Raw genomic sequence first — 22,083 nt, 5'->3', positions numbered from 1 at the left:
CCCGCCGTTAGCAGCATGATCGGAGCCTAGCAACGACCGTTAGTTGAAGGTTCATCGACGCGGCGGCATGGGCTGGGGATTCCGCGATGGCGGTGTCCGCTCTTTCATGGGCTCAGGCCCGGATTCTTGAGCCTGAGGTTCTTGAGCCTGAGCATCTTGACCTTTGGCATCCGGTGCCTGCCGGGTCTGCTCCTCCGCCTGTACGGCCGAGGGCGATTGGCTGGCGATGAAGACATCGAGCCGCTGAAGCTGCTGCGCCACTGACACCCGCCAGTCCGCATTCTTCGGCGCCGTCTTCAGCAGATCGGCCCATAATGCCCGCGCCTGCGTCAATTGACCGGACTGAGCCATGGCCAGCCCCAGGAAATAAGGCGGCCCCGGCGCCTTCGGATCGGCCTTGACGGCCCGCCGGTAGGCATAGAGCGCGGGCGGCGTCAGCACGCCTTCCGAATGGGCGACAAGGACGTTGCCGAGCGCCAGCCAGGCTTCGGAATCCTTGGGATCGTCCTCGATAGCCCCGCGCAGGAGCTGCGCGGCGTCGGCATAATGGCCATTGCGGGCCAGCCCGTCGGAAATGATGACCCAATGGTTGCTGGTGGGGATGCCCTGGTCGCGCAAGCGGGCACGGGCCTCCACGAAGAATTGACCAGCTTCCGGATTCTGCGCGTCCGTGGCTTCCTTGGGCGCTCCGGCTTCGCCGGGCCGCCCCTGAGCGGCATAGCCTGCCGCCCCCAGCATCAGTGCCGCCGCCACCGCCTCTCGGCCGCCTTTCGGCGCCTTGAACAGGAAGACGATGGCCAGGAACGACAGGATGGCCAGCAAGGCGACAAAAACCCAGGTCATCGCGCCTCTCCCCGGCGAAAACGCTTGCGCAGGAGCAGCGCGGCCAGTCCGATCAGCACGACCGGCAAGGCGAACAGGGGCCAGGTCAGCGAGGTAAGCTGCGGCGCATAACTGACGTAGTCGCCATAGCGCTCGATCAGCCAGCCGCGAATCGCCTCGGGCTGTTCACCGGCAGCGATTCGCTCGCGCACCAGCGAGCGCATGGACCCGGCGATGGGCGCATCCGAATCAGCAATCGACTGGCCCTGGCATTGCAGGCAGCGCAGCGTTTCCATCAGCGCCTGCGCCTGCTGTTCCTTGGCGGGGTCATCCAGCTGGCGATAAGCGAATGGCGCCGTGGATTGCTCTTCCTGCGCGGCCGCGGGCACGGTCAGCCAGAGCGCCATCGCCAGGGACAAAGTCGCCAGGGACAAGGCTGCCGGGCGCCGCATCACTGCGACGCCTCTTGCAGCTTCGCCAGAATCATCGCGACATGCTCGGGGCGGATCTCACCGATGTGCTGGTAGCGGATGACGCCCCGCCCATCGATCACATAGGTTTCGGGCACGCCGGACGAGCCCAGCGCCAATTGCACCTTGCCATCGTCGTCCGCACCGATCCGTTGATAGGGATCGCCGTTTTCCTTGAGAAAACCGGTCAGCGCCTCAGTGCTGTCGCGCACCGAAATCCCCACTATCGGCACCCCCGCTCCGGCCAGAGCGCGCAATTGCGGTGCCTCGACCCGGCAGGGAATGCACCACGAGGCGAAGATATTGACGAGATGCGGCTTGCCGGTGGCGATGTCGGCGCTGCCCAGGCCTGGTCGGTCAGGCAGTGCGGGCGGCAGCGCGAACGCCGGCATCGGCTTGCCGATCAGGGTGCTGGCGACCGTCCGGTCCGCCGGCCGGAAGAGGCCGATCGTGACCAGCACCGCGAAAGCCAGGAACAGCCCCAGCGGCAACCAGATCGCCCAGGCAGGCGCCTTGGTGCGCACAGGCGCGCTCATGGCTCCTCGCCCTCCTGCGCGCGTTGCAGATCGGCCATGCGGCCGCGGCGATAGGCGATCTTCTCGCGCGCGAAAATGCGGCGCAAGTCGCTGGCGACGCGGCCGAACAGAGCCAGCAAGCCGCCCAGAGCGATGAGCACCCCGCCCAGCCAGATCAGCGGCACGAAGGGCTTCCACCACAGGCGCAGCTGCCAGCGGCCGTCATCCGCCTCGCCGCCAAGCACGGCGTAAAGCTGGCCGTTCCAGCGGGTGAGCAGCGCCGATTCGCTGGTCTGCTGCGGCGGCGCCCAGAAGCTGCGCGACTGCGGGTCGAGCTGCGTAACCCTCCCGTAGTCGCCATAACGCACCAGCAGCCGGGCTTCGAGAGCGGTCCAGTTCGGACCTGCCATGGGCTCCACCGCGTCCAGCTTGATCTGCCACGGCCCCACGGCCGTCGCGTCGCCGGCTTTCACCGCAACCAGCTTCTCGACCGAAAATGCGCTCTCGCAGCTCATCCCGAACAGCGAGACGGCAATCCCGAAGTGCGCGAGAACCATGCCCCAGATCGGCAAAGGCGTGCGGCGCAAGTTGCGGCCCTTGAGCGGCAGCACGCTCGCCCAGCCAAGCCCCAGCGCCAACGCAAAGCCGAGCGTGGGCAGAAGACCGACGCCGCCGACCACCACCATGGCGATGATGCCCGCCGCCACCAGCATCGCCGGAATGACCAGCGACCGGCCGACCCGGGCGAACGAATCGCGCCGCCAGCGCAGCATGGGGCCGACGGCCAGGATCACCAGCATCGGCACCGCGAAAAGCGCGCCCATCGGATTGAAATAGGGCGGTCCGACGGAGACTTTCGCGCCCATCGTCTCAGCCACCAGCGGGTAGAGCGTACCGAACAGGACGATGCCCAGGATTGCCGAGAGCATGACGTTGTTGAACACCAGCGCGCCCTCGCGGCTGACGAGAGCGAAACGCTCGCCTTCGGTGACGGTCCCGGCCCGCAGCGCGAAGAGCGTCAGGGCGCCGCCGATATTGATCGCCAGCAGCGCGAGAATGAACGAACCGCGCTGCGGGTCCACGGCGAAAGCGTGCACGCTGGTGAGAATGCCGGAGCGCACGAGGAACGTGCCGATCATCGACATCGAGAAGGCCACCACGCCCAGCATCACCGTCCAGGCCCTCAGCGCATCGCGGGATGCCAGCACGCTTACCGAATGGAGCAGCGCCGTCGCCGCCAGCCAAGGCATCAGGGAAGCATTTTCCACCGGGTCCCAGAACCACCAGCCGCCCCAGCCCAGCTCGTAATAAGCCCAGTAGGAGCCGGCCGTGATGCCCAGCGTCAGGAAAATCCAGGCTCCCAGCACCCAGGGCCGCATGGCACGGGCGAAAGCCGGGCCGACCTGCCGCGTGACCAGCGCGCCGATGGCGAAACTGAAGGCCACCGAAAGTCCGACATAACCGAGGTAGAGCGTGGGCGGATGGAACGCGAGCCCAAGATCCTGCAGCAGGGGATTGAGCCCATTACCTTCCTCCGGGACCGGGGAAAGGCGCTCGAACGGGTTGGAGGCGATCAGCAGGAAGGCATAGAAGCCCAGGCTGACGAAGGCCTGTCCGGCCAGGGTCGCCAGCATCGTCGGCTCCGGCAGGCGCCGTTCCACGAGCGCGACGAAGCCACCGGCCAAGCTCATCACCGTGACCCAGAGCAGCATCGAGCCTTCGTGATTGCCCCAGGTTCCAGCCACCTTGAAGATCAGCGGCTTCAGCGAGTGCGAGTTCATCGCCACCAGCTTCACGGAAAGATCCGTCGTCGCGAAGACGGCGATCAGGCAGAGGAAGGCGATCAGCGCCAGGACGCCCTGCACCGCCGCCACCGGCCGCACGATCCCGCCCAGCGAGGAGCCGCGCCCGGTCAATGCCAATATACCTGCCAACAATTGCAGGCCGGCCAGCGCCGCAGCCATCCAGAGGGCGGCAAGTCCGAGTTCGGCTATCATCGCGCGTCGCTCATTTCGTCTCGCGCATCACTTGCTCGGCCTGTTCCCTGCTCATGTCCTTCATTTCGCGCGGCACATAGTTCTCATCATGCTTGGCTAGGAGATTGTCCGCCTGGAACGTGCCGCCGGGATCCAGATGCCCTTCGGCCACGACGCCGGAGCCTTCCACGAAGAGCGAGGGGATGATCCCTTTGAAGCGCACCGGAACGCGTGCTTTCCCGTCTTCCACGGCAAAGGCGATCGTCACGCCGTCAGCCTCGGTTTTCAGAGAGCCTTGCGCGACCATCCCGCCCAGCCGCACGGCGCGGCCGGGCTCGGGCGGTTTGGCCACGATCTCGGCCGGTACGTAGAAATAGCTGGCCTGGTTGCGCAAGGCCCAGGCCGCCAGCAAGGCAGCGCTCACGAGAACGACCAGCGCCACGGCCAGGAGGACCAGCCTCTGGTGCTTCGCTTTGATCCCGCCGGGGCGGACATGGGCCGTCTGCGCCATGCTCAGCGCTTCCTCGCATCGTCACGGCGCTTCTCTGCACGACGCATCGACAGCAGCGACCATGCCGCCATCGTCACGGTCGCACCGATCCCGACCACATAGGCCGCGGCCACGAAGATCCAGGGGTCCATCGCCTCGCGCATCAGTTCCTCTTATCCGGCATGACTGTCACCAGGCCTCGCTCAGGGCCTTGCGCCGCAAGCGGGCTTCGGCTTGCTGGTTTGCCAGGATCGCGCGCATCCGCGCCAGGACGCAGCCTGCGAAAAGCAATGTGAAACCCAGCATCGCCAGAAGCAGCGGCCAGAGGAAATCGCCGGCCATCGCCGACTTGCCCAGGCTGATGCTGGGTGCCTGGTGCTGGCTGTTCCACCAGATGACCGAGTAGTGAATGATCGGAATGTTCACGGCGCCCACCAGGCCGAAGATCGCGGGAGCGCGGTTCTGGCTGCCGTCGGCAGCCTCGCTCGCCTGCGAAAGCGCCATCCAGCCGAAGTAGAGGAAAAGCAGCACCAGCATGCTGGTCAACCGGCCATCCCAGACCCACCAGGTGCCCCAGGCCGGCCGTCCCCAGAGCGATCCGGTAATCAGGCAGACCGCGGTAAACACCGCCCCGGGCACTGCGCAGGCACGCGCGGCTATGCCCGCGAGCGGGTGGCGCCAGACGAGTTCGGTAAAGCTGGCGGCCGCGATACCCATCCATCCCGCCATGCCCAGCCAAGCGGCCGGGACATGGAGATAGACGATGCGAACGGTTTCGCCTTGCAGACGCTCTGCCGGGCCGAAGAACAGCCCCCACCCCAGGGCCCCGAAAGCCACGGCGAATCCGATGCCCATGCAAAGCGGCATCAGCCATCGGGCGATGCGCAGGAACCGGGCGGGATTGGCAAGGCCGTGCATGGTCGAAGGCGTTCTATCGTCCGCAGGGAAAGGAGCAAGTGGCCTACGTCAAAGCATCGGGAATTTCACCCGGCATTTGATCCATATGGCGATAGAAGAAGGAGAAATGGGGCGATTGATGGGGTTCGAACCCACGACCTCCGGTACCACAAACCGGCGCTCTAACCAACTGAGCTACAATCGCCACACGGCAAACGCGGTTTGAAACGACGCGTCTTCCGAAGTCCGCTCCGTTTCGCTTTGCAGCGACCGTTGCGGAGGGCGCCCTTTGCACAAGGTTTGCCCTCTTGCAAAGCAAAAAATTGGATCAGGCCGAAACTCATGCAATTTTCTCGCCCGGAGCGGCCCGCTAAGGGTGCAGCATGAAGTCTCCCGGCGAATCATCTGCTGACATCCTGCTCTCGCGCCATGGCGTGCAGCGCTTCCCCTCATCGCGGCTGGACCTCTTCGTCCTGCGCGCGTTTCTTTCCGGGGAGGAATGCGACGCTCTGCTTGCCATGATCGAGGCGCAGCATCGGCCCTCGACGATCGCCAACTACAACGGTGACGATGCCTTCCGCACCAGTTCAACCTGTGATCTTTCACCCGAGGATCCCGCCGTGGCGGCTCTGGCGGACAAGCTGGCGCAGTTGTCGGGCATCGACATCGCCCACGCGGAGCCGCTCCAGGGCCAGCGCTACGAGGTGGGCCAGGAATTCAAGGCACACACCGACTACTTCGAGCCCAACAACAGCGACTACGACAAATATTGTTCGGTCGCGGGCCAGCGGACCTGGACCTTCATGGTCTATCTCAACGATGTTGAGGCCGGCGGCGCCACGCGGTTCAAGGTGATCGACAAGCTCATCCAGCCCGAGCGCGGGAAGCTGATCGCCTGGAACAACCGCCGCGCCGACGGTACGCTCAATGCCGCCACGCTCCATCACGCGATGAAAGTGCGCAAGGGCTTCAAGTACGTCATCACCCAGTGGTACCGGGAAAAGCCTTGGGGGTGAGCGGGGAGCAGCCCAGGAAGCGCGCCCCGCTCGCCAGGATCACTTCGGAGCGCTGATCACCGCGCAGGCAATGCGGCCACCGGCGTTGCCGGCAGGCTGGCTGGTATAGTCGTCGGGATCGGCGTGGATGACCAGCGCCGAACCATCCGCATCGGCCAGTGACTTGGCGCCTGCGGCCAGCGTCACCCCGGTATTCAGAACCTGCGCCTTCAGCACGCCGTCCGCGCCGACGTGCTGGTTCGGCATGTCACCGCCGTGCGGCCCGCCCATGACCATCAGGCCGTGCTTGTGGTCGCCGCCCGTGAAGTGACCACCGGCCGTGGTGAACTTTTGCGCCGGTTCGCACACGCCCTTCTCGTGGAAGTGGAAGCCATGGTCGCCGGCAGGAATCCCCTTGAGATCGGTGGTGACGAGCACGCCGCCCGCCGTGTCCTGAAGCATGACGGTCCCCATCGGCTTGCCGTCCAGGCCGATGACATCGGCGTGAACCATCGGCGCGGCCGCTGCGGTGTCCTGAGCCTGCACCTGTCCGGCGAGAGCGGCGCTGGCCACGAGTGCGGCGCCACAGGCGGTCAGGATACGGAAGTTACGGTTCATTGCGCTTCTCCATCTGCAAGCCGGCAAACCGGCATCTGCCTCATTCCATCAGGACCGGCCGGAGATTTTGGTTCCGATCGCCCCACGGTGACTGTCCATTAACGGTATTGACGGAAATTGGCTCCGAATTTTCAACGGTACGCCAAGGACATCGCACAGTGAACGCATCGCTCGCAAGGCTCATGCCCAGCCCCGCGCGGGCCCGCGACGACCGGCGCCGCGAACACCGGCACGTCACTTGCTACGATGCCACGCTGGAATCGGCCCGCGGCGGCCCCGCATCGGTCCAACTCGCCGACGTCTCGTCCCATGGTTGCAGCGTTCGGGGCGACGCGGACTGGCTGCGCCCAGGCGCATTCGTTTCGATCCGACTGGAAACCGGCGCGCCCGCGCTGCAGGCAATCGTGCGCTGGGTGCGCGGGGATGCCGCCGGGATGGAGTTCCTCCGCCCCGTCCCCGCCGAGCGGCTGGACTGGCTCGATCTCATGGACTTCGGCTTCGAGACCTGACCAGGACGCCTCCGACACGCTGCCGCGCGAATCGGATAAACCTGAACCAGACAACAAAAAAGGCGGCCCGAAAGGACCGCCTTCTTTGTGTTCGAAGCTGTCTGCGCTCAGTTTTTCTTGAGCGAAAGACCGCCGAAACGCTTGTTGAACTGGGCAACACGGCCGCCGTCCTGCAGCTGGGCCTTGCCGCCGGTCCAGGCCGGGTGCGACGTGGGATCGATGTCGAGGACCAGCGTGTCGCCTTCCGAGCCCCAGGTCGAGCGGGTCTGGAAAGTGCTGCCGTCGGTCATCTGGACGGTGATCATGTGGTAGTCGGGATGCGTATCGGCCTTCATGTCGTATCTCTCTTCGCATATGGCCGGTTCCGACCGGCCTGCTTCGGAAAGCGGCGCCCTTACACGGACGCCCCCGAAAATGCAAGGGTCAAGGGGAAGGCTGGCCCTCCCCTGCCCGTCAGGCGTCGGCGATCATGGCGGTGAAGTTCACTTCGCAGGTCACCTTCTCGCCGATCGAGGCCTTGCCCCAGAACTTGCAGACGCGCGAGCGCTTCTGCACGAAGCCGGCCCGCAGGTCGAGCAGGTTGCCCGGCGTCACGGGATTGCGGAACTTCGCTTCCTCGATCGCCATGAAGTAGACCAGCTTGCCGGTTCCGGCGAGCCCGAGTGCTTCGATCGCGAGGATGCCGGCCGCCTGCGCCAGCGCTTCGATCTGAAGCACGCCGGGCATGATCGGACGGCCGGGGAAGTGGCCCTGGAAGAAGTCCTCGTTGAAGCTCACGGCCTTGACCGCATGGATCTCGTTCTCGTCGAACGAGACCACGCGGTCGACCAGCAGCATCGGGTAGCGATGCGGCAGAGCCGCGAGGATCTTCGCGGTGTCATAGACGAACTCGGTCGGCTCGCTCATCGCCTTACCCGCCGCTGCCCTTAGCGGCCCGAGGCCGCGGGAGCAGGCTGCTGCTGCTGCTGCGCCGGAGCCGTGGTGTTGATCGAGGTGAGCGCGCCGTTAAGCGCGGTCAGCACGTCGGTGGTCACGTCCAGGCCGGGATCGTAGGCCAGCGTCTGGCCCATTTCGACCAGCATGTTGGCGCCGCGCTTCTGCATGGCGGGCTTGTAGAGGTTCTGCAGCTGCGCCTGGATCTGCTGGCCGACATAGGCCTGGTTGCGCTGGATCTGCTGCTGCTGGCCCTGCAGTTCCTGGCCGGCCTGCTGTTCCTTCTGCTGGTAGGCCTGGATGCGGGTCTGCAGCGCGGCGTCGGGCTGCTTGCCGTTCAGCGCCTTGACGGCGGTTTCGAGGCCCTGGGCTTCAGGCTGAAGCGAGGTCTGCAGCTGGTTGCGGCGTGCCTCGAAAGCCTGGATCTGCTGCTGCAGCGACTGGTTGGCAGTCTTGCAGGCGTTGCACTCACGCGCAACGCGGTCGAGATCGACCACGGCCACCTTCGACGCGGGCACAGCCTGCGCGAGCGCGGGCTGGGCCAGAGCGACAAACGCCAGGCCCGAGGCCAGAGCGGCGGACTTGAGAAGCATGTTCATCAGAATTGAGTTCCCACGTTGAAAGTGAAGGTCTTGGTATTGTCGCCGTCATACTTGAGCAGCGCCTTGGAGATATCGATACGGAACGGCCCGAAGGGCGAGTTCCAGTTCACGCCGAAACCGATCGCAACGCGCGGCTTCCAGGTATTACCCTCGAAGGTTTCGGTGAAGTAGCTGGTGGTACCGATGGCGGCATTCGCTGCACCGGTGACCGAGTTGGTCGCGCTCGTGGTCGTCGAGGTCGTGCCGTCGGTCGCCGTCTCGGTATAGAGCTGGTTACCGCTGGAGTCGCGCGAACCGATGAAGCAGCCGCTCGGGCACTGGTTCAGAACTGGCGACTTGATGGCCCAGACCGCGCCGGCATCCACGAAGATGGACGGGCGCAGACCCATTTCACGCGCACCCGAGCCCAGAGGAATCTCGAGTTCGGCGCGGTTCATGTAGTAATACTTGCCGCCGAGAGCGTCGTCCGAATCCTCGCCCTTGACGGTGTAGTTCCCGTCGCTGTCCGCCGTAAGATACTGGCGCACGACGCGCGGTCCCACGCCGCGAATGCCGAAGCCGCGGATCTGGGGCTCACCCAGATAGAAACGGTCGGTCAGGCGGACATCGTCTCCGCCCCAGCCCTTGATCAGGCCGCCTTCGCTCTGGATCGAGAAGATGAAGCCCTTGCCGAGCGGCCAGTACTTCGCCGCATTGGCACGCAGGCGATAGTACTTCACGTCGCCGCCGAGGCCCGCCACGTCGACGTTGGCCGAGATGGTTTCACCGCGGGTCGGACGCTGGCGGTTGTCGAGATTGTCGTAAACCACCGACATGCCGAGGATCGAGCTGAGACGCTTGCCGATCGCATCGCAGAGATAACGGCCGGCACGCAGCGGGTCGCATGCGTAATCCCCCTCGGAATTGACCGAGTAGTACGTGCCCTTGTCCAGCGACACATCATCGTAGTTGAGCGTGTAGCGGCCGATGGCGGTCAGGTATTCGGTCAGCGGCACACCGGCACGAACCTGGAAGCCCGTGGTCGACTGCTGGTAAGTCGTGTTGCGGTCCGAGTTCGTGTAATTGAAGCTGTTGTAATCGCGGCGATAGATATCGACGCCCAGCGACACGTTCTTGTCGAACAGGTACGGCTCTACGAAGCTGGCTTCGACCGACTTCGAGTAGGACGAATAGCTGCCCGACAGGCCCACCGTCTGACCGCGGCCGCGGAAGTTGCGCTGGCGGATCGAAGCCTGGAAGATGAAGCGCTCAAGGCTGGAGAAACCGGCCGAGAGCTGGAGTTCACCAGTCGGCTTTTCCTCGACGTTGGCTTCGAGGATAATGCGATCCTCGGCCGTACCAGGCTTCTGCTCGACTTCGAACTTCTCCTGGAAGTAGCCGAGCGACTTGATGCGGTTGGTCGAACGCTTGACCTGCAGCGAGTTGAAGGCGTCGCCTTCCGCAAGGCGGAATTCGCGGCGGATCACCTTGTCCTGAGTCAGGGTGTTGCCGTTGATGTCGATCTTCTCGACATAGACGCGCGGCGCCTCCTGGATCACGAAGGTCAGCCCCATGGTGAGGTTTTCCTTGTCGCGATCATACTGCGGGCGCACGTCGGCAAAGGCATAGCCAAAGGCACCGGCGGTGTCGTTCAGGCCCTCGATCGTGTCTTCGACCAGCTTGGCGTTGTACCAGTCGCCCTTGTGGAGCGCGAGGTTCTTGGCCAGCTTGTCGCCATCGAAATCGCGCAGCTGGCTCTCGACCTTCACGTCGCCGAACTTGTAACGCTTACCTTCCTCCACCACGTACGTGATGATGAAGTCCTTCTTGTCCGGCGTCAGTTCGGCCACGGCCGAGACGACGCGGAAATCGGCATAGCCCTGCGTCAGGTAGAACTGGCGCAGCTTCTGCTGGTCGAAGGCCATGCGATCGGGATCGTAGCTGGTGCCCGAGCTGAACAGGCGCGTGAAGCGGGCCTGCTTGGTCACCATCTGGCTGCGCAGTTCGCCGTCGGAGAACTGCTCGTTGCCCAGGATGTTGATCTGGCGCACCTTGGACTTGTCGCCTTCGGTGATCTCGAAGACGATGTCGACGCGGTTCTGGTCGAGCATGACCATCTTCGGCTCGACAGTCGCGGCGTAACGGCCCTGGCGCTTGTAGAGTTCGATGATGCGGGCCACGTCGGCGCGGATCTTGGAACGGGTGAAGATCTGGCGCGGGGAGACCTTGATCTCGGGCAGGATCTTGTCGTCCTTGATGCGCTTGTTGCCTTCAAGGATGATGCGGTTGATGACCGGGTTTTCCTTGACCGTGATGGTCACGACGCCCTTGTCGTTGTTGACCTGCACGTCCGAAAACAGCTCGGTTCCGTAGAGATCCTTGAGCGCGGCGTCGCCGGCGGACTTGGTATATTGCTGGCCGACGCGCAGCTGGATGTACGAAAGCACGGTCTGCGCTTCGAGGCGTTCGGCGCCGGTGACCTGAATCGTCTGGATCGTTTCGCCGACTTCGGCGGGGGCCTGAGCGGGAGCCGAGACGGGAGCGGCGGGGGCAGGTGCATTCTGCGCAAGGGCAATGCCGGGGGCGCCCGCGAGGATCGTGGTCCCCATGAGCACTACGGCAAGCTGCGGCGCACGGCGAGCTTCAGTGCTGCGACCCATTTCCAATCCGATCATTCTACGCAAATTCCTGTATTCGCTTTCGCGAGGACTTCGACCGACCCGCCAGGCTGCCCGTCATGACGACGGGTAATCGCGCCCATCTGCCCGATGGACGACGTCCAATCAAGCAGCCAATCCCGGCGGAAATGTGATGGCTGATGAATTCTCCAGGCTATCCCCCGAAAATCGGGAGCGATGCCAGATCGTTGACCGTGACGAACACCATCAGGGCAAGCACGAGTGCCACCCCGGTGCGGATCGCCCATTCCTGACTGCGCAGTCCCAGCGGCTTGCGACGGACCAGTTCGGCCGCATAGAAAGCCAGGTGCCCACCGTCGAGGCCAGGAATTGGCAGGAGATTGATGAATGCCAAGTTAATCGAGATCATCGCCACGAAGCCCACGAAAGGCTCCCATCCCAGCGAGAATTGCTCGCCGGAATACTTGGCGATCTTGATCGGGCCGCCCAGTTCTCGGACGGACCGGTCTCCGGTCACGATCTGCCGGATCCCGGTGACTATCGTGCCCATCAGCGCGAAGCTGCGATCGACGCCGATACCCAGCGCGGCGACCGGCCCAACAGGCTCAAGCCGGCCGAAACCGGACTGGACACCGATACGCCCGACGGTTTCCTGGCGGCCTTGCGCGTCCTTCTGGATGGCGCTGCCGATCGTCATGGGCAGGACATGCGCCTGGCCCTCGCGCATGACGGTTATGGTCGTTCTGGCGCCCGGCATGGGCATGATCAGCGGCGGCACTTCGCGGAAGCTGCTGATCGGAGTCTCGCCGACGGCAACGATCCGGTCACCCACTTTCATGCCTGCCTGCTCGGCCGGGGAATCGCCCATGAAGCCGCTCACGACCGGGACCGCGAAATCGAGGCCGAGGTCGCCGATCCGGGCCTTGTTGCCGAAATCGTCGCTCACTTCGTCGCCGGCCAGGGTCACCGGCAGAACAACCGAGCGCCCTTCCCGGTCCACGACCAGTTCCACGTTCTTGCCCGGGAAATAGACGGTGTGTTCGGGAATATCGGTGACGCTGCCGATGCGGTTGCCGTCGATGGCGACGATGCGATCACCGATCTGCACGCCCGCCACCTTGGCCGCGGAAGTTTCCGAGAAGCCGACGACCTCGGGATCCGCGATCAGACGGCCGTGGGCATAGACGAAGCCGGCCAGGATCAGCACGCAGAGGACGAAATTGGTCAGCGGGCCCGCAAAGACGATAAGCGCACGCTGCCACAGCGGCTTCACATGGAAGGTCCTGGCGCGTTCCTCGGCCGTGAGGCCGTCCTCCCCGGCGCGGGGCGCCGAGGCCGGGTTCATGTCGCCAGCGAACTGAACGTAGCCGCCCAGCGGCAGGGCCGAGAGCTTCCAGCGGGTGCCGCGCCGGTCGGTCCAGCCCGCGATCTCCTTGCCGAAACCGATCGAGAAGGCATCCGCCTTTACGCCGAACAGCCGTCCCACCAGATAGTGGCCAAGCTCATGGATCAGCACGAGCGGCCCCAGCACCAACAGGAATGCAAAGATCGTCGTCAGCAGGTTGGGCGATCCGGTCAATTCAGGGAATCCTTTTCGGACCGCGTGCCGTCACGCAGTCCCGGCCAGCATGCTTGCCCTTGCTCTTGCCTCGCCGTCAACCGCCAGAACATCCGACAGGCTGGAGGGCGCGGGCGGCGCATAGGCCCCGAGCACGTCCTCGACTTGTGCGGCGATGCGCGTGAACGGAATCTGACCGCCAAGGAAAGCGGCCACGGCCACTTCGTTTGCAGCGTTGAGCACGGCCGGAATGGCGCCGCCCGCCTCGGCCGCTTCCCTGGCCAGACGCGTGGCGGGAAACCGCACTTCGTCAGGACGGCGGAACGTCAGTTCGCCGATTTCAGCCAGGTCCAGCGGTGCGCAGGGCGTGTCCATCCGTTCCGGCCAGGCGAGCGCGGAAGCGATTGGCACACGCATGTCGGAAGGCCCGAGCTGCGCCAGAGTCGATCCGTCCCGATACTCCACCATCGAATGAACGACGGACTGCGGGTGGACGATGATACGCAGCCGGTCCAGCCCGACCGGGAAGAGGTAGTGCGCCTCGATCAGTTCGAGGCCCTTGTTGAACATCGTCGCCGAATCGACGCTGATCTTCGCGCCCATGTCCCAATTCGGATGCTTTACCGCCTGTGCCGGGGTCGCCAGCGTCAGCCGGTCTAGCGACCAGTCGCGGAACGGACCGCCACTGGCCGTCAGCGTGATCCAGCGAACGTGATCGAGGCTGTTGCCCTGCAGGCACTGGAAGATCGCGTTGTGCTCGGAATCGATGGGCAGCAGGGTTGCGCCGTGACGCTCCACCGCTGCGGTCATCACTTCGCCCGCCGAGACGAGCGCCTCCTTGTTGGCGAGCGCGATCACCCCGCCCTGCTCGATCGCGGCCATGGTGGGCGCGAGGCCGGCACAGCCGACGATGGCGGCCACGGTGACGTCGGCGCCGCGCGAGGCGGCTTCCACCAGCGCGGCAGGGCCGCCGGCGGCTTCGATCCCGGTTCCGGCCAGGGCCTCCCGCAAGGCGGGCAGGCACGTCTCATCGGCGACGACCGCGACTTGCGCGGACAGCTCGATCGAAAGCCTGGCCAGTTCCGGCACGTTGCCGTTGGCGGTCAGGGCCACGACGCGCCAGTCCGCCGGATGGCGGCGAACGAGGTCCAGCGTCGAGGCGCCGATGGAGCCGGTGGCTCCGAGAACGGAAATGGTGCGCATCATGGTCATCGCGGCTGGAAAAGGATCATCAGCCCTAGCACGAAAAGCACGGCCAGCAAGCCGTCGAGACGGTCGAAGAAACCGCCATGGCCCGGAATGAAGTGGCCCGAGTCCTTGACCCCGGCGCGGCGCTTCATCCAGCTTTCGAAGAAATCGCCCGCTTGCGCGCAGACGGCCAGCAGGATGCCGGTCATCAGGCAGGTCGCGAAAAGTGGAACCGCATTGGCCGTCAGGTACCAGCAGGGCTGCATCCCGAAGCAGGCGGGGCCGTCCGCCGCATTGCCCTGCGGATGGACCGAGATCAGCCCCTCCTGCCAGAAGCGCGCGGCGCCGAACAGGACCAGCGTGGCGCCAAGGACGCCGCCGAGCAGGCCCGACCAGGTCTTGGACGGGCTGATGGAAGGTGCGATCTTCGGGCCGCCCAGCGAGCGTCCCGTGAAATAGGCGCCGACATCGACGCCGATCACGGCCAGCAGGATCGTCAGCAGCGGCGCAAGGCTGAAGGCCGGGTTGCGCAGGAACAGCAACATCGCCGCGCCGATGCCCACATAGAGCATGCCGCCGAAGTTGAAGGCCGCGCGCTCGCCGGGATGTTGCGTGCCGCCGCGGGCCAGCTTGACCCATTCCCAGAGCACGCCGAGCGCCACGGCACAGACGAAGGCGGTCCAGACCACCCCGCCCAGCCACAGCGCGCCGCCGGCCACGACCAGCATGACCACGGCCGAGGCCGTCCGCACGCCGAGGTCGGACTTCTTCCTGCCGGGGTCAGCGTCCGCCATAGCGTCGCTCGCGGGAGGTGAAATCTTCCAGGGCCTGGCGCAAGTGCTCGGCGGTGAAGTCCGGCCAGAGCACTTCGGTGAACATCATTTCCGCATAAGCCGCCTGCCAGAGCAGGAAATTCGACAGCCGAACTTCGCCCGAAGTGCGGATCAGCAGATCGAGCGGGGGCATGTCCGCCGTATCGAGTTCGGCAGCGATGGTGTCGGGCGTGATCGGGCCCTTCGCGGCTGCCTTGCTGGCAGCGCGGGCGATCTCGTCCTGCGAACCGTAATTGAGCGCCACGGCCAGCGTGGTGCCGGTGTTGCCGGCCGTCCGCGCGACGGCGCCTTCGACCAATTCGACCACATCGGGCTTGAAGGCCTTGTAATCGCCGATGATCTTCAGCCGGACACCCGCCGCTGCAAACTCGTCCAGATCGGAGAGGATGAAGCGCTTCATCAGGCTCATGAGGTCGGAGACTTCTTCCTCCGGCCGCCGCCAGTTCTCCGTGGAGAAGGCGTAGAGCGTCAGCGCTTCCAGCCCCATCTCCCGGGCGCCGCGCACCACGCGGCGAACCGATTCGACGCCGCGCTGGTGACCCAGCGCACGCGGCAAGTGGCGCTTCTTCGCCCAGCGCCCGTTGCCATCCATGATGATGGCAACGTGGCGCGCCACGACTTTCGCAGGTTCTTCCTTGGCCATCAGGTCTCCCTCGCGGCGAGGCTAAGCCTCACTTGCCGAGGATTTCCTTCTCCTTGCGGCCGAATTCCTCGTCGAGCAACTTGATCATGTCGTCGGTCAGCTTCTGGACTTCGGTTTCGCCGCGCTTGCGCTCGTCTTCCGAGATTTCCTTCTTCTTCTCGTCCGCCTTGAGGTTCTCGATACCATCGCGGCGCACGTTGCGCACGGCGACGCGGGCCTTTTCGGCGTAGGAGCCGGCGAGCTTGGCCAGTTCCTTGCGGCGTTCCTCGGTCAGGTCGGGAATCGGCAGGCGCAGGGTGTTGCCGTCATTAATCGGATTGAGGCCGAGACCGGCCGAACGGATCGCCTTTTCGACGGGACCGATGTTGGTCTTGTCCCAGACCTGCACCGAAAGCATGCGCGGTTCAGGCGCCGAGATCGTGGCGACTTGCGTGATCGGCGTGTTGGCACCGTAGACGGTGACCATGATCGGCTCCAGCAGCGCGGTGTTGGCGCGGCCGGTGCGCAGGCCCGAAAGGTCGTGCTTCAGCGCTTCGATCGCGCCGGTCATGCGGCGTTCGAGATCCGCCTTGTCGTACTTGGCCATTGTTCAGGCTCCCTTCTGGACGATCGTCTTGGTGCCGCCACCGGCAAGAACGGTGGCGAGATTGCCCTTCTCGCGGATCGAGAACACGACGATCGGAATGGAATTGTCGCGGCACAGGGCCACGGCGGAGGCGTCCATCACCTTCAGGTTGTCGGCGAGGACGGTGTCGTAATCGACCGAATCGTAGCGCTTGGCATCCGGATTGGTCTTGGGGTCGCTGTCATAGACGCCGTCGACGCTGGTGCCCTTCAAGAGAGCGTCACAGCGCATTTCGGCGGCGCGCAGGGCAGCGCCCGAATCGGTGGTAAAATAAGGTGCGCCAACGCCGGCGGCGAAGATCACCACGCGGCCCTTTTCAAGGTGACGCTCGGCACGGCGGCGGATCACCGGCTCGCAGACCTGGTCCATCTGCACGGCGGACTGCACGCGGGTCTCGACGCCAAGCTGCTCGAGCGCATTCTGCATCGCCAGGGCGTTCATGACGGTGGCCAGCATGCCCATGTAATCGGCCTGCGCACGGTCCATGCCGCGCGCGGCGCCGGCCATGCCGCGGAAGATGTTGCCGCCGCCGATGACGAGGCAGACCTCCAGGCCGGTTTCCTTGGCCGCCTTCACTTCCTTGGCAAGTTCGGCGACGAATTCGGGATCGATTCCGAACTGCTGGCTTCCCATCAAGACCTCGCCCGACAGTTTCAGCAGGACGCGCTTGTAAGGGGAAGAACTCATGGCCGCACAATCTCCTCTGGGCAGGACCGCCCGGCTTTAGGAGCGCGCGGGCCGATTGCCAAGGGGCGAGCTTGTGGATGACCGCGCCCGGTCTGCGCGACGGCCCTCCCTACCCCTTCATAGGTAGCGCATCCACCAGGCGGAATTGGCGCGCTTGACCCCGGCAAACCAGCGCGTGGCGAACCAGCAAGGGACCGCGGTGAGCGCTGCCAGCGCCCAGATCCAGGCCACCGAAGGCACGCTCGTCAGGCCCTGCGCGCCCATCACCGCACCGGCCGCCCGGTTGGCCGCGTGGAGCAGATAGAGATGGACGAGGTAGAAGAACAGCGGCGCCCCGCCCAGCACGGCCAGCCACCGGATCGCCGCACCGGCGCCGCGGTGTTCCGCGCGTTCGAACAGGTTGAGCAGCGAGGCACCTATCCCAAGGGTCAGCAGCAGGAAGCAGGCGGAGGCCGGATACTTGGTGAGGTTCACGAAGGCCATGGCATCGCGCGGCATGTTTCCGCTGACGGTCCAGGCCTGGGTGTCACCGTATCCCGCCGCTGCGCGCAGCAGGGCGAAGAGGGCCAGACTTCCGGCCGAAAACAGAAGGAGCGCCCTGCCCCGCATCTTCGGGTTCGCCTCGCGGCCGAACCACGGTCCGGCGGCATAGCCGATCGCCATCGCCCCGATCCAGGGCAGAACCGGATAGGAGGTGCGTGCCGCCGCGCCCCAGGGCAGCGCGATCAGGTCGCGCTGGTGGAGAATCGCCCAGAGGGCATGCCCGGGCGCGTCCGGCGCCAGCGTGATGCTGTCGAGGAGGTTGTGTCCCAATATGAGCGCCCCGCCCAGGCCCGCGACCCAGGCGCGCGGCAGATGGACGAGCGCGGCCAAGGCCAGCATCGACAGGCCGATCGCCCAGATGACCTGGAGAAAATAGGTTTCCGGCGCCGGGTCGAAAGTCCAGGCGAAGTTCACGAGGGTCACTTCCAGCACGATGAGGAACAACCCGCGCTTGGCCAGGAAAGCCCCGGCCCGCGCCGCATCGCCGCGCGCATGGAGCCAGGCCGATACGCCGGTCAGTACGACGAAAACCGGCGCGCAGAGATGCGCCGCCAGTCGCGTAAGGAACAGCGCGGGATCGGTGACATCGAGGTTCATCGGATCGGTGACCTGCCGATCGAGGTAGAAGAACTCGCGGGTATGATCGACGAGCATCAACAGCATGACGAGCCCCCTCAGGGCATCGATAGCCATGATCCGCGGACCCGAAACGGGACGCACGGCTTCGTTCTGCGGCAAGGATAGGAGATCGGCTCGGCTCATGCCTCGCGCAGTACAGTAATGTTATATCATTTCAACCCTACACTGCAGATGGCATGCGATCCTGGCTTCTTACAGAGCCAGGCCCGCCAGTTCCTCTTCGCGAACGTCGTAAGCAAGCTGCGCCAGCCTTACGTCGGCCAAGCGCCGTTCGGCCCAGTCGATCATGGCCTGAAGCGCGGCGAGCAATTCACGTCCCAGCGGCGTGATGGCGTAGCTGACCGTCACCGGCACCGTCGGCACGACCGCGCGCACGACCAGTCCGTCACGCTCCAGCGAGCGGAGGGTCTGGCTCAGCATCTTCTGGGAAATCCCGTCGATCCGCCGTTTCAGAGCGTTGAAACGCATCTCCCGAGAACCCAGGGTGGTCAGGATCAGCACGCTCCATTTGTCGGCAATGCGATCCAGCAATTGCCGGGTCGGACAGTTCGCCGCGTAGACGTCCGGGAGACGGTCACCGGTTCCCTCGGGGTAACCCGGTGCGCTGAAAGTGCCTTCTTGCATGGGCACGCTCCATGACACACTTGGTCACTATTGGAAACCAGTGGAGCATCCGGAAATGAAGATTGCAGTCCTCGGCGCCAGCGGCCGCGCCGGATCGGAAATCGCCAGGGAAGCCGCCGCGCGCGGCCATCAGGTTCTCGCCATCGCGCGCAATCCTGCGAAGATTCCGTCGGCGGAAGGCGTGGCCGCCACGGCCGGTGACGCGTCCGACCCCGAGGCGCTCACCCCGCTCATCGCCGGCAGCGATGCAGTGATCAGCGCGCTCCACTTCGATGTCTCGGCCGACACACTGCTTGGCGCGCTCCGCAAGGCGGGCGTCCACCGCCTCCTCGTCACCGGCGGTGCCGCCAGTCTCGAAGTCGCGCCCGGCAAGCGGCTCATCGATTCGCCGGATTTCCCGGAGGAGTGGAAGCCCTTTGCAACCGGCGGCATCACTTTCCTCGACGCGCTCAGGCAGGTCGACGACGTGGACTGGACCTTCTTCTCCCCCGCCGCGCTGATCTTCGAAGGCCCGCGCACGGGAGCCTACCGCACGGGGGGCGACCTGCTCCTCACGGACGAAGCCGGCGAGAGCAAGATCAGCTTTGCCGACTACGCCATCGCCATGGTCGACGAACTGGAAGCACACCGGCACAGCCGGGCGAGGTTCACCGCCGCCTACTGACCTGCGCCGCGCAAAGAAAAAGGGCCGGGAAGCCTAAGCTCCCCGGCCCTTTTCTTGTTTCGGTATCCGCGAAGGATCAGCCGGCGACAGCAGCAGCCACTTCGGCTGCGAAGTCGGTGACTTCCTTCTCGATGCCTTCGCCGAGCTGGAAGCGGACGTAGTCCTTCAGCACGATCTTGGCACCGGCTTCCTTGCCGGCCTGGTCGACAACCTGCTGGATCGGGGTCTTGTTGTCCATGACAAAGACCTGCGAGAGCAGAGCGTTTTCCTTGGCGTACTTGGCGATCGCGCCTTCGACCATCTTGGCCTGCACGGCTTCGGGCTTGCCCGATTCGGCGGCCTTTTCCTGGGCGATCTTGCGCTCGCGCTCGATCAGCTCGGCGTCGAGGTCGTCGGCGTTGAGGGCCAGCGGGAAGGCAGCGGCGATGTGCATCGCGATCTGCTTGCCGAGGGCTTCGAGAACGTCAGCCGAAGCTTCCGATTCGAGCGCGACGAGAACGCCGATCTTGCCGAGGTTCGGCGCGGCAGCGTTGTGCATGTAGGGGATGACGAGGCCCTGAGCGACTTCGACGGTCTTCAGACGGCGAACCTGCTGGTTCTCGCCGATGGTCGCAACATTGTTGGTCAGCGCGTCGCCAACGGTGCCGCCGGTCGGGTAGGCAGCGGCCTTGAGCGCTTCCACGTCGTCACCGGCAACGCCGAGGGCGACTTCGGTGGTGTTGCGGACGAAGTCCTGGAACTGGTCGTTCTTCGCAACGAAGTCCGTTTCCGAGTTCACTTCGACGGCGACGCCCTTGGTGCCGGTGACGGCAACGCCGACCAGACCCTCGGCAGCCGTACGGCTGGACTTCTTGGCTGCAGCGGCCAGACCGCGAGCGCGCAGCGCGTCGACAGCGGCTTCGAGATCGCCACCGGTTTCGTCCAGGGCCTTCTTGCAGTCCATCATGCCGGCGCCAGTGCGCTCGCGCAGGTTCTTCACGTCAGCGGCGGTGTAAGCCATCGCTCAAATCCTCTTGCTTGGTGGGACCGTGTAGCACGGCCTTTAAAATCCTCGGATCGCGATGCGACCCGAAAATGCCCAGGTCGCGTTGCGGCCCATGAAATGCCCGGGTCGCACAGCGGCCCATAAAATTAACGCGCGCCAGGCCCATTGGACCCGGCGCGCGACAATTCCATGACGAAAAAGTCGTCGCCGGACCTATCAGGCCTCGACGGTCTCTTCGGCAACCGGCACGTCCATGGCGCCGAGATCGGCACCGCTGTTCACGAGCGCGTCACGGCCACCCTTGGTGGCGGCCTGAGCAACGGCTTCGCAGTACAGACGAACGGCGCGGCTGGCGTCGTCGTTGCCCGGGATCGGGAACGAGATGCCCTGCGGGTTCACGTTGGTGTCGAGCACGGCAACGACCGGAATGCCAAGGACGTTGGCTTCCTTGATGGCCAGCTCTTCCTTGTTGGCGTCGATCACGAACATCACGTCCGGGATGCCGCCCATGTCGCGGATACCGCCGAGCGAGAGCTCAAGCTTGTCGCGCTCGCGGGTGAGCTGAAGGACTTCCTTCTTGGTCAGACCGGTGGTGTCGCCGGCAAGCTGCTCTTCAAGAGCCTTGAAGCGCTTGATCGAACCCGAGATGGTCTTCCAGTTGGTGAGCATGCCGCCCAGCCAGCGATGGTTGACGAAGTGCTGACCGCAAGCGCGGGCGGCCTGGGCGATCGGCTCCTGAGCCTGGCGCTTGGTGCCAACGAAGAGCACCTTGCCGCCGGCCTGGACGGTGGCCGAAACGAACTCGAGAGCGCGGGCCATCAGGGGCACGGTCTGCGAAAGGTCGATGATGTGGATGCCGTTGCGCGCGCCGAAGATGTACGGCTTCATGCGCGGGTTCCAGCGGTGGGTCTGGTGGCCGAAGTGCGCGCCGGCTTCGATGAGCTGCTGCATGGTGACGACGGGAGCCGCCATAATGTAATTCCTTCCGGTTGAACCTCTGGAAAGCAGGAACCAAGCGGGGATATCGATCCCTGGCCGCCTAGCACCGGTATGTGCGCTTTCCATGTGGATTGCCCGAGTCGCGGGTGACGCGAATTCGACACCTTTCGCCGAGCGGGGCCGCCCTTAGCGCCGTTTGCCGGAAAACACCAGCCCCAATCCGGCGTCCCGACAAGGCATTTCGTCGCAGAGCGCGAGACTTGGCGGCCAAGGCCGGAAACTACAGGGCTTCCACTGCTTTTCCACAGGGTAATCCCCAAGCTGCCGGCGCTTCTGGCGCAGTTCCATCCGGCGCCAGCGATCGGCACAGCAGAAGGGATCTTTCAAGGACAGCGCCTGAGGGGGTCGCGAATTCAAGGACGCAATCGATGACCGTCGTTTCATCCATCCTGTTCGGAATCGGCGCCGCTCTGGCGCTCATGACGATCTGGAAGAGCTACCGCGCTGCCCTGCCCGCACTGCGCAACCTGAAACGCCAGATCGACCTTGAAGCCGGAGACGCCGTGCGCTGGAGACGGGGTGCCGTATTGCCGGGAGATCGTGCTCCGCGCCGCCCCCCTGCAGGGCGCCGCCGCCTGCTCGCGCCAAAGGCCGCGCCGCATGTTCCGCGCCGCCTGACCCATCATCGGGCCGCCTGACCTGGCATTAGC

Annotated in this window: 26 protein-coding genes and 1 tRNA gene; 4 read left to right on the top strand and 23 right to left on the bottom strand. The window is 65.0% G+C overall.

The window, feature by feature from the left end:
• Positions 1-51: 51 nt before the first annotated feature.
• The 8 genes from EDF57_RS19465 to EDF57_RS19435 form a co-directional block, all read right to left on the bottom strand.
• Positions 52-843, bottom strand: coding sequence for a tetratricopeptide repeat protein (locus EDF57_RS19465; protein ID WP_134095409.1), 792 nt, complete (start codon positions 841-843; stop codon positions 52-54).
• On the bottom strand, positions 840-1,229 hold the full coding sequence (locus EDF57_RS19460) for a cytochrome c-type biogenesis protein (protein ID WP_243841153.1): 390 nt from the start codon (positions 1,227-1,229) through the stop codon (positions 840-842). Before EDF57_RS19460 ends, EDF57_RS19465 begins: the two co-directional genes overlap by 4 nt.
• A gap of 44 nt (positions 1,230-1,273) precedes the next feature.
• Positions 1,274-1,828: a DsbE family thiol:disulfide interchange protein gene (locus EDF57_RS19455; RefSeq protein ID WP_134095407.1), complete on the bottom strand. Its 555-nt coding sequence runs from the start codon at positions 1,826-1,828 to the stop codon at positions 1,274-1,276.
• Entirely contained in the window at positions 1,825-3,804 is a 1,980-nt protein-coding gene (locus EDF57_RS19450) for a heme lyase CcmF/NrfE family subunit (RefSeq protein ID WP_134095406.1), read from the bottom strand. Before EDF57_RS19450 ends, EDF57_RS19455 begins: the two co-directional genes overlap by 4 nt.
• A 10-nt stretch (positions 3,805-3,814) precedes the next feature.
• On the bottom strand, positions 3,815-4,294 hold the full coding sequence (gene ccmE / locus EDF57_RS19445) for a cytochrome c maturation protein CcmE (RefSeq protein WP_134095405.1): 480 nt from the start codon (positions 4,292-4,294) through the stop codon (positions 3,815-3,817).
• A gap of 2 nt (positions 4,295-4,296) precedes the next feature.
• Complete coding sequence (locus EDF57_RS25590; RefSeq protein ID WP_165921337.1) at positions 4,297-4,437, bottom strand: hypothetical protein; 141 nt, start codon at positions 4,435-4,437, stop codon at positions 4,297-4,299.
• A 25-nt stretch (positions 4,438-4,462) separates the two neighbouring features.
• The gene (ccmC, locus tag EDF57_RS19440; protein WP_132263592.1) at positions 4,463-5,191 is read right to left on the bottom strand and encodes a heme ABC transporter permease CcmC; all 729 of its coding nucleotides are present in this window, start codon (positions 5,189-5,191) and stop codon (positions 4,463-4,465) included.
• 107 nt (positions 5,192-5,298) lie between these two features.
• A tRNA-His gene (locus tag EDF57_RS19435) sits at positions 5,299-5,375 on the bottom strand.
• 178 nt (positions 5,376-5,553) lie between these two features.
• On the opposite strand from EDF57_RS19435, the gene EDF57_RS19430 reads away from it, so the two are divergent.
• The gene (locus EDF57_RS19430) at positions 5,554-6,186 is read left to right on the top strand and encodes a 2OG-Fe(II) oxygenase (protein WP_134095404.1); all 633 of its coding nucleotides are present in this window, start codon (positions 5,554-5,556) and stop codon (positions 6,184-6,186) included.
• 39 nt (positions 6,187-6,225) lie between these two features.
• Here EDF57_RS19430 and EDF57_RS19425 read toward each other — a convergent pair whose 3' ends face one another.
• Positions 6,226-6,783 carry a superoxide dismutase family protein gene (locus EDF57_RS19425; RefSeq protein ID WP_132263596.1) on the bottom strand — a complete coding sequence of 186 codons (558 nt, stop codon included), beginning with the start codon at positions 6,781-6,783 and terminating at the stop codon, positions 6,226-6,228.
• A 158-nt stretch (positions 6,784-6,941) separates the two neighbouring features.
• Here EDF57_RS19425 and EDF57_RS19420 point away from each other — a divergent pair, with 158 nt between their 5' ends.
• Positions 6,942-7,292, top strand: a complete 351-nt coding sequence (locus tag EDF57_RS19420) for a PilZ domain-containing protein (RefSeq protein WP_134095403.1) — start codon at positions 6,942-6,944, stop codon at positions 7,290-7,292.
• Positions 7,293-7,399: 107 nt separating this feature from the next.
• Here the strand turns inward: EDF57_RS19420 and rpmE are convergent, their stop codons facing one another.
• From rpmE to EDF57_RS19360, 12 genes are all read right to left on the bottom strand, one after another.
• Positions 7,400-7,627, bottom strand: coding sequence for a 50S ribosomal protein L31 (gene rpmE / locus EDF57_RS19415; protein WP_021235635.1), 228 nt, complete (start codon positions 7,625-7,627; stop codon positions 7,400-7,402).
• Positions 7,628-7,745: 118 nt separating this feature from the next.
• A complete protein-coding gene (fabZ, locus tag EDF57_RS19410) occupies positions 7,746-8,198 on the bottom strand; it encodes a 3-hydroxyacyl-ACP dehydratase FabZ (RefSeq protein WP_132263601.1) in 453 nt (150 codons plus the stop codon).
• A gap of 20 nt (positions 8,199-8,218) precedes the next feature.
• Complete coding sequence (locus EDF57_RS19405; protein WP_132263603.1) at positions 8,219-8,824, bottom strand: OmpH family outer membrane protein; 606 nt, start codon at positions 8,822-8,824, stop codon at positions 8,219-8,221.
• On the bottom strand, positions 8,824-11,466 hold the full coding sequence (gene bamA, locus EDF57_RS19400) for an outer membrane protein assembly factor BamA (protein ID WP_243841149.1): 2,643 nt from the start codon (positions 11,464-11,466) through the stop codon (positions 8,824-8,826). The genes EDF57_RS19405 and bamA overlap by 1 nt, the downstream gene beginning before the upstream one ends.
• Before the next feature lie 172 nt (positions 11,467-11,638).
• A complete protein-coding gene (gene rseP, locus EDF57_RS19395; RefSeq protein WP_134095401.1) occupies positions 11,639-13,024 on the bottom strand; it encodes an RIP metalloprotease RseP in 1,386 nt (461 codons plus the stop codon).
• 30 nt (positions 13,025-13,054) lie between these two features.
• The gene (locus EDF57_RS19390; protein ID WP_132264193.1) at positions 13,055-14,206 is read right to left on the bottom strand and encodes a 1-deoxy-D-xylulose-5-phosphate reductoisomerase; all 1,152 of its coding nucleotides are present in this window, start codon (positions 14,204-14,206) and stop codon (positions 13,055-13,057) included.
• A 5-nt stretch (positions 14,207-14,211) separates the two neighbouring features.
• The gene (locus tag EDF57_RS19385) at positions 14,212-14,985 is read right to left on the bottom strand and encodes a phosphatidate cytidylyltransferase (protein WP_132263609.1); all 774 of its coding nucleotides are present in this window, start codon (positions 14,983-14,985) and stop codon (positions 14,212-14,214) included.
• A complete protein-coding gene (uppS, locus tag EDF57_RS19380) occupies positions 14,972-15,667 on the bottom strand; it encodes a polyprenyl diphosphate synthase (RefSeq protein WP_134095400.1) in 696 nt (231 codons plus the stop codon). Before uppS ends, EDF57_RS19385 begins: the two co-directional genes overlap by 14 nt.
• Positions 15,668-15,695: 28 nt before the next feature.
• A complete protein-coding gene (gene frr, locus EDF57_RS19375) occupies positions 15,696-16,253 on the bottom strand; it encodes a ribosome recycling factor (protein WP_132263613.1) in 558 nt (185 codons plus the stop codon).
• Positions 16,254-16,256: 3 nt separating this feature from the next.
• Entirely contained in the window at positions 16,257-16,979 is a 723-nt protein-coding gene (gene pyrH / locus EDF57_RS19370; protein ID WP_132263615.1) for a UMP kinase, read from the bottom strand.
• A 117-nt stretch (positions 16,980-17,096) separates the two neighbouring features.
• On the bottom strand, positions 17,097-18,284 hold the full coding sequence (locus EDF57_RS19365) for a heparan-alpha-glucosaminide N-acetyltransferase domain-containing protein (RefSeq protein ID WP_134095399.1): 1,188 nt from the start codon (positions 18,282-18,284) through the stop codon (positions 17,097-17,099).
• 69 nt (positions 18,285-18,353) lie between these two features.
• Positions 18,354-18,785, bottom strand: a complete 432-nt coding sequence (locus EDF57_RS19360; protein ID WP_134095398.1) for a helix-turn-helix domain-containing protein — start codon at positions 18,783-18,785, stop codon at positions 18,354-18,356.
• A 55-nt stretch (positions 18,786-18,840) separates the two neighbouring features.
• Between EDF57_RS19360 and EDF57_RS19355 the strand changes: the two genes are divergently transcribed.
• Positions 18,841-19,449, top strand: coding sequence for an NAD(P)-dependent oxidoreductase (locus EDF57_RS19355; RefSeq protein ID WP_134095397.1), 609 nt, complete (start codon positions 18,841-18,843; stop codon positions 19,447-19,449).
• A 76-nt stretch (positions 19,450-19,525) separates the two neighbouring features.
• On the opposite strand, the gene tsf is transcribed toward EDF57_RS19355, so the two are convergent.
• Both tsf and rpsB read right to left on the bottom strand, forming a co-directional pair.
• Positions 19,526-20,449: a translation elongation factor Ts gene (tsf, locus tag EDF57_RS19350; RefSeq protein WP_132263623.1), complete on the bottom strand. Its 924-nt coding sequence runs from the start codon at positions 20,447-20,449 to the stop codon at positions 19,526-19,528.
• A gap of 201 nt (positions 20,450-20,650) precedes the next feature.
• Positions 20,651-21,406 (bottom strand): 30S ribosomal protein S2, encoded by a 756-nt coding sequence (gene rpsB / locus EDF57_RS19345; RefSeq protein WP_132263625.1) that lies wholly within the window; start codon positions 21,404-21,406, stop codon positions 20,651-20,653.
• Between the two features lie 395 nt (positions 21,407-21,801).
• Between rpsB and EDF57_RS19340 the strand changes: the two genes are divergently transcribed.
• Positions 21,802-22,071 (top strand): hypothetical protein, encoded by a 270-nt coding sequence (locus EDF57_RS19340; RefSeq protein WP_134095396.1) that lies wholly within the window; start codon positions 21,802-21,804, stop codon positions 22,069-22,071.
• Positions 22,072-22,083 lie beyond the last annotated feature (12 nt).

Origin of the sequence: Novosphingobium sp. PhB55, from assembly GCF_004368805.1 — a bacterium.
In the GTDB taxonomy this organism is placed as follows: Bacteria; Pseudomonadota; Alphaproteobacteria; order Sphingomonadales; family Sphingomonadaceae; genus Novosphingobium.
Note: the sequence above shows the minus strand (reverse complement) of the source record. Positions and strands in the feature narration are given on the sequence as shown.